Source organism: Oerskovia douganii, from assembly GCF_015142735.1.
GTDB classification, from domain to species: domain Bacteria; phylum Actinomycetota; class Actinomycetes; order Actinomycetales; family Cellulomonadaceae; genus Oerskovia; species Oerskovia douganii.
In genome coordinates this window covers 93,727-104,914 of the sequence record NZ_JACSPN010000003.1, presented here as the reverse complement: position 1 = coordinate 104,914, position 11,188 = coordinate 93,727, and the positions used below count along the sequence as shown (strand labels likewise).

The 11,188-nt window shown below is 67.2% G+C and carries 19 protein-coding genes; all 19 read right to left on the bottom strand.

The genetic code is table 11. From position 1 onward, the window contains the following. Nucleotides 1–44 precede the first annotated feature (44 nt). Nucleotides 45–590, bottom strand: a complete 546-nt coding sequence (rplQ, locus tag H9623_RS03515; RefSeq protein WP_193718685.1) for a 50S ribosomal protein L17 — start codon at nucleotides 588–590, stop codon at nucleotides 45–47. 56 nt (nucleotides 591–646) lie between these two features. After that, on the bottom strand, nucleotides 647–1,666 hold the full coding sequence (locus H9623_RS03510) for a DNA-directed RNA polymerase subunit alpha (RefSeq protein WP_193718684.1): 1,020 nt from the start codon (nucleotides 1,664–1,666) through the stop codon (nucleotides 647–649). 154 nt (nucleotides 1,667–1,820) lie between these two features. Then, on the bottom strand, nucleotides 1,821–2,225 hold the full coding sequence (gene rpsK / locus H9623_RS03505) for a 30S ribosomal protein S11 (RefSeq protein ID WP_030151918.1): 405 nt from the start codon (nucleotides 2,223–2,225) through the stop codon (nucleotides 1,821–1,823). 103 nt (nucleotides 2,226–2,328) lie between these two features. Continuing rightward, nucleotides 2,329–2,703, bottom strand: a complete 375-nt coding sequence (rpsM, locus tag H9623_RS03500) for a 30S ribosomal protein S13 (RefSeq protein WP_030151919.1) — start codon at nucleotides 2,701–2,703, stop codon at nucleotides 2,329–2,331. A 214-nt stretch (nucleotides 2,704–2,917) separates the two neighbouring features. Next, complete coding sequence (gene rpmJ, locus H9623_RS03495) at nucleotides 2,918–3,031, bottom strand: 50S ribosomal protein L36 (protein WP_009740505.1); 114 nt, start codon at nucleotides 3,029–3,031, stop codon at nucleotides 2,918–2,920. Nucleotides 3,032–3,116: 85 nt separating this feature from the next. After that, on the bottom strand, nucleotides 3,117–3,338 hold the full coding sequence (infA, locus tag H9623_RS03490; RefSeq protein ID WP_012867920.1) for a translation initiation factor IF-1: 222 nt from the start codon (nucleotides 3,336–3,338) through the stop codon (nucleotides 3,117–3,119). A 323-nt stretch (nucleotides 3,339–3,661) separates the two neighbouring features. Beyond that, nucleotides 3,662–4,495, bottom strand: coding sequence for a type I methionyl aminopeptidase (map, locus tag H9623_RS03485; protein ID WP_193718683.1), 834 nt, complete (start codon nucleotides 4,493–4,495; stop codon nucleotides 3,662–3,664). Between the two features lie 24 nt (nucleotides 4,496–4,519). Continuing rightward, nucleotides 4,520–5,140: an adenylate kinase gene (locus H9623_RS03480; RefSeq protein WP_265332914.1), complete on the bottom strand. Its 621-nt coding sequence runs from the start codon at nucleotides 5,138–5,140 to the stop codon at nucleotides 4,520–4,522. Further along, a complete protein-coding gene (gene secY / locus H9623_RS03475; RefSeq protein WP_193718682.1) occupies nucleotides 5,137–6,432 on the bottom strand; it encodes a preprotein translocase subunit SecY in 1,296 nt (431 codons plus the stop codon). The genes H9623_RS03480 and secY overlap by 4 nt, the downstream gene beginning before the upstream one ends. Before the next feature lie 230 nt (nucleotides 6,433–6,662). Further along, entirely contained in the window at nucleotides 6,663–7,235 is a 573-nt protein-coding gene (gene rplO, locus H9623_RS03470) for a 50S ribosomal protein L15 (protein ID WP_193718681.1), read from the bottom strand. Between the two features lie 2 nt (nucleotides 7,236–7,237). Further along, nucleotides 7,238–7,420, bottom strand: coding sequence for a 50S ribosomal protein L30 (rpmD, locus tag H9623_RS03465; protein ID WP_030151924.1), 183 nt, complete (start codon nucleotides 7,418–7,420; stop codon nucleotides 7,238–7,240). Beyond that, nucleotides 7,420–8,076 (bottom strand): 30S ribosomal protein S5, encoded by a 657-nt coding sequence (gene rpsE / locus H9623_RS03460; RefSeq protein ID WP_191791525.1) that lies wholly within the window; start codon nucleotides 8,074–8,076, stop codon nucleotides 7,420–7,422. The genes rpmD and rpsE overlap by 1 nt, the downstream gene beginning before the upstream one ends. A gap of 52 nt (nucleotides 8,077–8,128) precedes the next feature. Continuing rightward, nucleotides 8,129–8,500, bottom strand: a complete 372-nt coding sequence (gene rplR, locus H9623_RS03455; protein ID WP_193718680.1) for a 50S ribosomal protein L18 — start codon at nucleotides 8,498–8,500, stop codon at nucleotides 8,129–8,131. Further along, nucleotides 8,500–9,036 carry a 50S ribosomal protein L6 gene (rplF, locus tag H9623_RS03450; RefSeq protein ID WP_030151927.1) on the bottom strand — a complete coding sequence of 179 codons (537 nt, stop codon included), beginning with the start codon at nucleotides 9,034–9,036 and terminating at the stop codon, nucleotides 8,500–8,502. The genes rplR and rplF overlap by 1 nt, the downstream gene beginning before the upstream one ends. A 20-nt stretch (nucleotides 9,037–9,056) precedes the next feature. Beyond that, nucleotides 9,057–9,455: a 30S ribosomal protein S8 gene (gene rpsH, locus H9623_RS03445; protein ID WP_030151928.1), complete on the bottom strand. Its 399-nt coding sequence runs from the start codon at nucleotides 9,453–9,455 to the stop codon at nucleotides 9,057–9,059. 76 nt (nucleotides 9,456–9,531) lie between these two features. Beyond that, the gene (locus tag H9623_RS03440) at nucleotides 9,532–9,717 is read right to left on the bottom strand and encodes a type Z 30S ribosomal protein S14 (protein ID WP_012867931.1); all 186 of its coding nucleotides are present in this window, start codon (nucleotides 9,715–9,717) and stop codon (nucleotides 9,532–9,534) included. A 1-nt stretch (nucleotide 9,718) separates the two neighbouring features. Further along, the gene (rplE, locus tag H9623_RS03435) at nucleotides 9,719–10,288 is read right to left on the bottom strand and encodes a 50S ribosomal protein L5 (RefSeq protein ID WP_030151929.1); all 570 of its coding nucleotides are present in this window, start codon (nucleotides 10,286–10,288) and stop codon (nucleotides 9,719–9,721) included. Beyond that, nucleotides 10,288–10,629 (bottom strand): 50S ribosomal protein L24, encoded by a 342-nt coding sequence (gene rplX / locus H9623_RS03430; RefSeq protein ID WP_030151930.1) that lies wholly within the window; start codon nucleotides 10,627–10,629, stop codon nucleotides 10,288–10,290. Before rplX ends, rplE begins: the two co-directional genes overlap by 1 nt. A gap of 2 nt (nucleotides 10,630–10,631) precedes the next feature. Next, on the bottom strand, nucleotides 10,632–11,000 hold the full coding sequence (rplN, locus tag H9623_RS03425; protein WP_021480431.1) for a 50S ribosomal protein L14: 369 nt from the start codon (nucleotides 10,998–11,000) through the stop codon (nucleotides 10,632–10,634). Nucleotides 11,001–11,188 lie beyond the last annotated feature (188 nt).

Here is an 11,188-nt window from a genome sequence, read left to right as displayed (position 1 = left end):
CCGGGCCCTTCAGGAGAGACCTTCCCGGCAGAGCCGGGAGAGGATCACTTCTCCTTCGAGTCCTTCGCGTCCTCGACGGGGGCGTCCTCCACGACGGGAGCGTCCTCGACGACGGGTGCGTCCTCGATCACGGCGTCCTCGACGGGAGCCTCCTCGACCTTGGCAGCCTTGGGCTTGCTGGACTTCTTCGCAGCCTTCTCGGCCTCGCGCACGACAGCCTGCTTGGGGCTGACGGGCTCGGTCACGAGCTCGATGACGGCCATGGGGGCGTTGTCGCCCTTGCGGTTGCCGACCTTCGTGATGCGGGTGTAGCCACCGTTGCGCTCCGCCATCTGCGGGGCGATCTCGGTGAAGAGCGTGTGCACGACGGACTTGTCGCGGACCACGGTCATGACGCGACGACGGGCCGAGAGGTCACCGCGCTTCGCGAACGTGATGAGACGCTCGGCCAGCGGACGAAGACGCTTCGCCTTGGTCTCGGTCGTCGTGATGCGGCCGTGCTCGAAGAGCGCCGTGGACAGGTTCGCGAGGATGAGGCGCTCGTGAGCCGGGCCACCGCCGAGCCGCGGACCCTTGGTGGGGGTAGGCATTGATCTTGCTCCTTAGAAGTGGATCGTGCGTGCGGCCGAGCCGCTCGCACGGAAGGTCAGTACTGCTGCTGCCCGTCGGAGAACGTCGCCTCGTCCTCGTCGGCCTCGTAGTAGTCGGCCGTCGATGGGTCGAAGTCCAGCGGCGAGTCCTTGAGGTTCAGGCCGAGCTCGGCGAGCTTCTCCTTGACCTCGTTGATGGACTTCGCGCCGAAGTTCCGGATGTCCAGCAGGTCTGCCTCGCTACGAGCGACGAGCTCGCCGACCTGGTGGATGCCCTCGCGCTTGAGGCAGTTGTACGAGCGGATCGTGAGGTTGAGCTCCTCGATCGGGAGCGCAAGGTCCGCAGCCAGAGCGGCGTCCGTCGGGGACGGGCCGATCTCGATGCCCTCGGCCTCGACGTTCAGCTCACGGGCGAGCCCGAAGAGCTCGACGAGCGTCTTGCCGGCCGAGGCCAGCGCGTCGCGCGGCGAGATCGCCTGCTTCGTCTCGACGTCGACGATCAGCTTGTCGAAGTCGGTGCGCTGCTCGACACGGGTCGCCTCGACCTTGTACGTGACCTTGAGGACCGGCGAGTAGATCGAGTCGACAGGAACACGGCCGATCTCGGCGTCGAAGGACTTGTTCTGGTTGGCGGAGACGTAGCCACGTCCACGCTCGACCGTCAGCTCGATCTCGAGCTTGCCCTTGTCGTTGAGGGTGGCGATGTGCAGGTCCGGGTTGTGGACCTCCACGCCCGCCGGCGGCACGATGTCCGCGGCAGTGACCGCGCCAGCACCCTGCTTGCGCAGGTACATCACGACCGGCTCGTCGTTCTCCGAGGAGACCACGAGGTTCTTGATGTTGAGGATGATCTCGGTGACGTCTTCCTTGACACCGGCGACGGTGGTGAACTCGTGGAGGACACCATCGATGCGGATCGAGGTCACTGCAGCGCCCGGGATGGACGAGAGCAGGGTGCGACGAAGCGAGTTGCCGAGGGTGTAGCCGAAGCCAGGCTCGAGCGGCTCGATGGAGAAGCGCGAACGGTTCTCCGAGATGACCTCTTCGGTCAGGGTGGGGCGCTGTGCGATCAGCACTGGTGTGTTCCTTTCGGTGTGCGTCCGCTATATGACGCATCACGGGCAACGCGTGCTCCTGGACGGGACTCTGTCCCCCCGCCCGGGGGGCGGCGCCCGGCGGCGCCCCCCCGGGCCGGCCGGGGCGCGGCGCGACGACGAGCGGAGCAGAGGATCAGACGCGGCGACGCTTCGGGGGGCGGCAGCCGTTGTGAGCCTGGGGCGTGACGTCCTGGATCGAGCCGACCTCGAGGCCGGTCGCGGTCAGCGAACGGATCGCGGTCTCACGGCCGGAGCCGGGGCCCTTGACGAAGACGTCGACCTTCTTGACGCCGTGCTCCTGGGCGCGGCGGGCCGCGGACTCAGCAGCGAGCTGCGCGGCGAACGGCGTCGACTTGCGCGAGCCCTTGAAGCCGACGTGCCCGGCCGAGGCCCAGGCGATGACGGCACCGGTCGGGTCCGTGATGGACACGATCGTGTTGTTGAACGTGCTCTTGATGTGCGCCTGGCCGTGGGGGACGTTCTTCTTGTCCTTGCGGCGCGGCTTGCGGGCCGCGGTGGCGCGAGTCTTGGGAGGCATTTCTGGATCTTCTCCTGGTCTGAGGTGTTCGGACCGGGTCGGCGTGCGCTGCGCGGGTGAGCACGAGGCTCAGGCAGGCTGCACGCGTCCCACGGACTACTGCTTAGCGGGCCTTCTTCTTGCCGGCCACGGTGCGCTTGGGTCCCTTGCGGGTACGCGCGTTGGTCTTGGTGCGCTGCCCGCGGACGGGCAGGCCGCGGCGGTGACGCAGGCCCTCGTAGCAGCCGATCTCGACCTTGCGGCGAATGTCAGCAGCCACCTCACGGCGGAGGTCACCCTCGAGCTTGTAGTTGCCCTCGAGGTAGTCACGCAGCGCGACGAGCTCGGTGTCACCGAGGTCCTTCACGCGAACGTCCGGGGAGATCCCGGTGGCGGCCAGCGTCTGCTGGGCGCGGGTACGGCCGACGCCGTAGATGTAGGTGAGCGCGATCTCGAGCCGCTTCTCGCGGGGGAGGTCGACGCCGACAAGACGTGCCATGTGCCTTCCGGCTCCTGTTACTTCGTTCGGAGGTCTACCGCACCATCTTCCCGCGGAGCTGCGGGCCCCGGCCTCCGAGCCGGGGGTTCCCCTCAGTGGGCCTGTGCGGCCCGACCGTGAGGTTCGTGGTGGTGCGCTGGTTGGCACCCGAGGGTGCCTGGCGATCGGTCCGCTCTCGCGGACCTGCATCACCGTGCGCCGGAGCGCCGGGGACTCAGCCCTGGCGCTGCTTGTGACGCAGGTTCTCGCAGATCACCATGACGCGACCGTGCCGGCGGATCACCTTGCACTTGTCGCAGATCTTCTTGACGCTGGGCTTGACCTTCATCAGTCTGTTCCTCCGCCGCCGCACGCACGCGCGGGCGAACCCAGGCCTGCGGCAGCAGTTGTTTCGAGTGGTGGATTCTTGACGACTACTTGTAGCGGTAGACGATCCGGCCACGGGACAGGTCGTACGGGCTCAGCTCCACCACCACTCGGTCCTCGGGGAGGATCCGGATGTAGTGCTGTCGCATCTTGCCCGAGATGTGAGCCAGAACCTTGTGCCCGTTGGCCAGCTCCACGCGGAACATCGCGTTCGGCAGGGCCTCGACCACGCTGCCCTCGATCTCGATGACACCGTCCTTCTTTGCCATATCCTCCGCTAACTCTCGTCCGAACTGCTTCCCACGCACCCGCGCTCTACGAGGACCGGTGAGTGGACGTCGTGTGCATTCCGCCCTGCTGCCCGGTCGGTTGGACCCGAACAGGGAACGCGGACTACACCCAGCGGACTATCCTACGGCATCGATCCGTCAGAGGGAACCGGACCCCCTGTGCGCTGGGCCACGCGGCCCGTGCGGGTCCGTCGTGGGGGTCGGGTGGGCGCGGTCCGGCCCACGGCCCCCGGCCCGTGCCGGCACGACGACGGCCCGCCCCGCCGGTGAAGGTCGGTGACGGGCCGTCGTCGTGAGCACGGTCAGTCCAGCGGGGCGACGGTCACGCCGAGCTCGGCGAGCTTCGCCGCGCCGCCGTCAGGGGCCGTCAGCACCCAGATCCCGTCCTCGAGGATGGCGACGCTGTGCTCCCAGTGAGCAGCACGGGCGCCGTCGTCGGTCACGACGGTCCAGTCGTCCTCGAGCACCTGCGTGAAGCGCTCGCCCCGGGTCACCATGGGCTCGATCGCGAGGCACATGCCCGGCTTGAGCCGCGGTCCCCGCTCCCGCGTCCGATAGTTCAGGACGTCCGGGGGCTGGTGCATCGAGGTACCGATGCCGTGCCCCACGTACTCCTCGATGATCCCGTAGCGGATGCCGTCCGCCGCCGAGGACTCCTCGATCGAGTCCTCCACCGCGTTGCCGACGTCACCCAGGCGCTCGCCGGTCGCCAGCGCCGCGATACCGGCCCAGAGCGCCCGCTCGGTCGCCTCGACGAGCGCGACGTCGGCCGGGTCCGCCTCGGGGAGGACGAACGAGAACGCGGAGTCCCCGTGCCACCCGTCGACGATCGCACCGCAGTCGACCGACACGACGTCGCCCGGGAGCAGCTCGCGCGTCCCCGGGATGCCGTGCACGACCTCGTCGTTCACGGACACGCACAACGTCGCCGGGTACCCGTGGTACCCCAGGAACGACGGCGTCGCACCGGCATCGCCGATCACGGCCGCCGCGAGCGCGTCCAGGTCCGCGGTCGTCATGCCGGGGCGCACCGCCGAACGGACCGTGGCGAGCGCGTCAGCGACCACCAGTCCCGCCCGGCGCATGGTGCGCACCTGGTCGACCGTCTTGTACTCGATCTTCTCGCGACCGAACACTTCTCTCGCCCTACCGTCCCGGGATCAGCCGACGAGAGGCGCGAGGGCCTCGACGAGACGCGCGGTCACGTCGTCGATCTCACCGATGCCGTCGACCTGGGCCAGGAGGCCCCGCTCCGCGTACGCGGACGTCAGCGGAGCGGTCTGCTCGGCGTAGATGTCGAGACGACGGGCGATCGCCTCCTCGGTGTCGTCCTCACGCCCCTCGATCTCCGCACGCTTGCGCAGACGGGCCAGGAGCTCGTCCCGGTCCGCGGTGAGCTCGAGCACGGCGTCCAGCTCGACCCCGAGGTCAGCGAGGATCCCGTCGAGCTCCACGACCTGGGCCGCGTTGCGCGGGTAGCCGTCGAGGATGAAGCCGCGCGCGACGTCGTCCTGCGCGAGGCGGTCACGGACCATGTCGTTCGTCACCGAGTCGGGCACGAGGTCGCCCTTGGCCGTGTACTCCTGCACCAGCTTGCCCAGCTCGGTGCCGCCCTTGATGTTCGCACGGAAGATGTCACCCGTGGAGATCGCCGGGACGCCGTAGTGCTCCGCCAGGCGAGCCGCCTGGGTGCCCTTGCCGGCCCCCTGGGGGCCCATGATGATCAGGCGAGCGGAGCGTGTGCCGGGACGCTGAGCGTCGGCGGTCAACTCTGAGGTCAACGGAGGAACCCTTCGTAGTGACGCTGCTGCAGCTGCGAGTCGATCTGCTTGACCGTCTCGAGACCGACGCCCACCACGATGAGGATGGAGCTACCACCGAACGGGATGTTGGTGCTCACCCCCAGCAGGACCAGGACGAGCGTCGGGATGAGCGCAACGAGCGCGAGGTAGATGGCACCCGCCGACGTGATGCGGGTGATGACGTAGTCGAGGTACTCGGCCGTCGGGCGGCCGGCCCGGATGCCCGGGATGAAGCCGCCGTACTTCTTCATGTTGTCCGCGACCTCGTCCGGGTTGAACGTGATCGCCGTGTAGAAGAAGCAGAAGAAGACGATGAGGACCACGTAGATCGAGATGTGGACCGGTGAGGCCGGGTCCGCGAGATACTTCGTGACCCACTGGACCCACCCGGCCGTCGTGTCGCCGAACTGGGCGATGAGCCCCGGCACGGCGAGCAGCGACGACGCGAAGATGACGGGGATGACGCCCGACATGTTGATCTTGATCGGGATGTAGGTGCTCGAGCCGCCGTACATCTTGCGGCCGACCATGCGCTTCGCGTACTGGACGGGCACACGGCGCTGCGACTGCTCGACGAAGACGACCAGGCCGATGACCAGGACGATGACCGCGATCATGATCGTGAAGTTGAGGGCACCGTTCGAGCCGCCCGCGATGGACCACAGCGCACCGGGGAAGCTCGCCGCGATCGACGTGAAGATGAGCAGCGACATGCCGTTGCCGACGCCGCGCTCGGAGATCAGCTCACCGAGCCACATGATGAGGCCCGTGCCGGCGGTCATGGTGATGACCATGATCGCCGAGGTCATGAAGCTGTCGTCCGGGATCACGGGGACGGGGCAGCCCTGGAACAGGAGCCCGCTGCGCGCGGTCGTGATGACCGTCGTGGACTGCAGGATCGCGAGGGCGATCGTCAGGTAGCGCGTGTACTGCGTGAGCTTCGCGGTACCGGACTGGCCCTCCTTGTGGAGCGCCTCGAAGTGAGGGATGACCACCCGGAGGAGCTGGACGATGATGCTCGCGGTGATGTACGGCATGATGCCGAGCGCGAAGATCGAGAGCTGGAGCAGGGCGCCACCGCTGAACAGGTTCACCATGCCAAGGAGGTCGTTCTGGCCCTGCGTGGCGATGCACTGCTGGACGTTGCCGTAGTCCACACCAGGGGTCGGGATGAACGAGCCCACACGGAAGATCGCCATGATCGCGATCGTGAACAGCAGCTTGCGCCGCAGGTCAGGTGTCCGGAAAGCCCGGGCGAATGCGCTGAGCACCTATCCTCCTGGCCCGCCGAGGCGGGATGTCGTGTCGCCGGTTGATCGGCGAGATGTGACGCACCAGGCACGGGACGCCATGGGCACCCTAGCCGCTGCGCCGCGATGGACGGCAATTTGAGACAACCGGCGATGATTCTAACGTTCCCCCACGAGGGGGCGGCACCGGCTCCACCCCTAGACGCAGACAGGGCCGACAGCGCATCGCGCTATCGGCCCTGTCCTACGTGTCAGTCCTCCGAGACGGAGCCACCGGCCGCAAGGATCTTGTCCTTGGCGGAAGCCGAGTACGCGTCGACCGCGACCTCGAGCTTGACGGTGACCTCACCCGTGCCGAGCACCTTGACGAGCTCGCCCTTGCGGACGGCTCCCTTGGCGACCAGGTCCTCGACGGTGACGGAGCCACCCTCGGGGTACAGCGCGGAGAGCTTGTCCAGGTTCACGACCTGGTACTCCGTACGGAACGGGTTCTTGAAGCCACGAAGCTTGGGCAGACGCATGTGCAGCGGCATCTGACCACCCTCGAAGCGCTCCGGCACCTGGTAGCGAGCCTTCTGGCCCTTGGTACCACGGCCGGCCGTCTTACCCTTCGACGCCTCACCACGACCCACACGGGTCTTGGCCTTCTTGGCGCCGGGGGCGGGACGGAGGTGGTGGACCTTGAGGGTGCCACCAGCGCCGACGGTCTGCTGAGCCTCGGCCTTGGGGGCCTCGGTCGCAGCAGCCTTCTTGGCAGGAGCCTTCTTCTTCGGAGCGTCGGTCGAAGCCTCGACCGCGGTCTCCTTCTTGGCCTTCTCAGCCATGATCACTCGACCTCCTCAACGGCGACGAGGTGCGCCACCGTTGCGACCATGCCGCGGATCTCCGGGCGGTCCTCCTTCACGGCGGTGTCGCCGATCCGCTTGAGGCCCAGAGTGCGCAGCGTGTCGCGCTGATTCTGCTTGCCGCCGATGGCGGACTTCGTCTGGGTCACCTTGAGTCGAGCCATCACGCACCTACCCCAGCTGCACGTGCACGCAGGAGCGCGGCCGGAGCCACGGCCTCGAGCGGCAGGCCACGACGCGCTGCAACAGCCTCAGGCTGCTCCAGGTTGCGAAGTGCCTCGACCGTCGCGTGCACGATGTTGATCGCGTTGGACGAACCGAGCGACTTGCTCAGGACGTCGTGGATGCCCGCGCACTCCAGCACGGCGCGCACCGGTCCACCGGCGATGACACCGGTACCCGGAGCGGCCGGACGCAGGAAGACGACGCCGGCGGCTGCCTCACCCTGGATGGGGTGAGGGATGGTGCCCTGGATGCGGGGAACCTTGAAGAAGTTCTTCTTGGCCTCCTCGACACCCTTGGCGATCGCCGCGGGAACTTCCTTCGCCTTGCCGTAGCCGACGCCGACGGTTCCGTCGCCATCGCCCACCACGACGAGCGCGGTGAAGCTGAAGCGGCGGCCACCCTTGACGACCTTGGACACGCGGTTGATCGTGACGACGCGCTCGACGAAGGCGTTCTTCTCGGCGGCGTCACCACGGCGACCGTCACCACGGCGACCGTCGCGACGATCGCCGCCGCGGCCTCCGGAGTTGCGGTCGGTCGACTCGTTGGCGGCACCCGTAGGGGCGCCGGTGTTGCTGCGCTGCCCTGCAGCCATCAGAGAATCCTTTGCTTCCGTACCGTGTACACGGTGGTGGTTTCGGCCATCATCACAGGGACAGACCGCCTTCGCGGGCCCCGTCGGCGACTGCAGCCACCCGGCCGTGGTACTTGTTGCCACCGCGGTCGAAGACGACCGAGTCGACACCAGCGGCCTTGGCACGCTCGGCGACGAGCTCGCCGACCTTGCGGGCCTTCGCGCTCTTGTCACCGTCGAACGACCGCAGGTCGCCCTCGATGGTCGAAGCGGAAGCAACGGTCTGGCCGATGCTGTCGTCCACGATCTGCGCCGTGATGTGGCGCGCGGAGCGCGTCACCACGAGGCGGGGACGAGCAGCCGTGCCGGCGATCTTCTTGCGCAGGCGGAGGTGGCGACGCTTGCGCGAGACTGCCTTGCCCTTGCCGAGAACCTTGAGAGCCATTACTTACCAGCCTTTCCGACCTTGCGGCGGACGACCTCGCCGGCGTACCGCACACCCTTGCCCTTGTACGGCTCGGGCTTGCGGATCTTGCGAATGTTCGCAGCGACCTCGCCGACCTGCTGCTTGTCGATGCCCGAGACCGAGAACTTGGTCGGGGACTCGACGGCGAAGGTGATGCCGGCCGGCGCGGAGATCACGACGGGGTGGCTGAAACCGAGAGCGAACTCCAGGTCAGTGCCCTTCGCGGTCACGCGGTAACCGGTACCGACGATCTCGAGCTTCTTCTCGTAGCCCTGGGTGACACCGGTCACCAGGTTCGCGAGGAGGGTCCGGGTCAGGCCGTGCAGAGCGCGCGAGGCACGCTCGTCGTTGGGGCGCGTCACCACGAGGGTGTCAGCGTCCTGGGAGACCTCGATGGGGGCGGGGATGGTGTGCTCCAAGGAACCCTTCGGGCCCTTGACCGTCACCAGCGCGCCGCTGATCGTGACATCCACTCCGGCGGGAACCGGAACGGGGATCTTGCCGATACGAGACATGGCGTATCTCTCCTTTCCGATTACCAGACGTAGGCGAGGACTTCTCCGCCCACGCCCTTCTTGGCTGCCTGACGGTCGGTCAGGAGGCCGGAGGACGTGGACAGGATCGCCACGCCGAGGCCACCGAGAACCTTGGGCAGGTTGGTCGACTTCGCGTACACACGCAGACCGGGCTTCGACACGCGGCGCACACCGGCAAGGGAGCGCTCACGGTTCGGGCCGAACTTCAGCTGGATCGTGAGGTACTTGCCCACGGGGGCGTCCTCGACGGTCCAGCCGGAGATGTAGCCCTCGGCCTGCAGGATTTCAGCAATGTGCGACTTCAGCTTCGAGAACGGCATCTGAACCGTCTCGTGGTAAGCCGAGTTCGCGTTACGCAGACGGGTCAGCATGTCTGCGATCGGGTCGGTCATCGTCATTGGGCTTCAGCCCTTCCTCGCCGGGGTATCTGGCCGGTTCCCCGAGGGGAACCGTGCCAGACCTGCGACGTAGTTGTTACCAGCTGCTCTTGGTGACGCCGGGAAGCTCGCCACGGTGTGCCATCTCGCGGACGCAGATACGGCACAGGCCGAACTTGCGGTACACGGAGTGCGGGCGACCGCACTTCTGGCAGCGAGTGTAGGCGCGGACCGCGAACTTAGGCTTTGCGGCTGCCTTGTTGACCAGGGCCTTCTTCGCCATGTCAGTTCTCCTTGAAGGGGAAGCCGAGACGGCGCAGCAGGGAGCGGCCCTCGTCATCGGTCGTCGCCGTCGTCACGATCGTGATGTCCATACCGCGGACGCGATCGATCTTGTCCTGGTCGATCTCGTGGAACATCGACTGCTCCGTGAGACCGAAGGTGTAGTTGCCGTGGCCGTCGAACTGCTTGGCCGAGAGTCCGCGGAAGTCGCGGATACGGGGCAGAGCGATCGACAGCAGGCGGTCGAGGAACTCCCACATGCGGTCGCCACGCAGCGTGACGTGCGCGCCGATCGGCATGCCCTCACGCAGCTTGAACTGTGCGATGGACTTCCGGGCCTTGGTGACCTGCGGCTTCTGGCCGGTGATGGCCGAGAGGTCGCGGATGGCACCCTCGATGAGCTTCGAGTCCTTGGCCGCGTCGCCGACACCCATGTTGACGACGATCTTCGTCAGTCGTGCAACCTGGTTGACGTTCTCGTGGCCGAACTCCTCGAGGAGGCCGGCGACGATCTCGTCGCGGTAGCGCTGCTTGAGACGCGCGATCTCAGGGGCTTGCAGTTCAGTGCTCATCAGATGTCCTTACCGGAACGCTTGGCGACGCGCACGCGAACCTTGCGCGTACGGCCGTCACGCTCGACCTCTTCGGTGCGGTACCCGACGCGGGTGCCCTTCTTGGTCTCCGGGTCGACGACCATCACGTTGCTCACGTGGATCGGCGCCTCGACGACCTCGATGCCACCGGTACGCGTCCCGCGCTGGGACTGGCCCACCTTGGTGTGCTTCGTCACGCGGTTGATGCCCTCGACGATCACACGGTCGGAGTCCGTGAGGACCTCGAGCACGCGACCCTGGCTCGCGCGGTCCTTGCCAGAGATGACGACCACCAGGTCGCCCTTCTTGATCTTCGCCATGTTCAGAGCACCTCCGGAGCCAGCGAGATGATCTTCATGAACCGCTTGTCACGCAGCTCACGGCCCACGGGGCCGAAGATGCGCGTGCCACGGGGCTCGCCGTCGTTCTTGAGGATCACGGCCGCGTTCTCGTCAAACTTGATGTAGGAACCGTCCGGACGACGGCGCTCCTTGGCGGTGCGGACGACGACCGCCTTCACGACGTCGCCCTTCTTCACGTTGCCGCCGGGGATAGCGTCCTTAACGGTTGCGACGATGACGTCGCCGATTCCGGCGTAGCGACGGCCCGAACCACCGAGAACACGGATGCAGAGAATCTCCTTGGCACCCGTGTTGTCGGCGACGCGAAGTCGCGACTCCTGCTGGATCATGTAGTGAACTCCTGTCGTCGAGCTGGTTCTCGCCAGGCGAGCCTTGCCGAACGGATAGCTGTCAGTGCCGGGTCCCTTGCGGGTGAACCGGCCAGGTGCGGCGGGGTCCCGCCGCCCTGTCTACTGGTTGCCGCACCTACGTGCGGCCCGAGACCGGTGGGGGGGGGGGGGGGGGGGGGGGGGGGGGG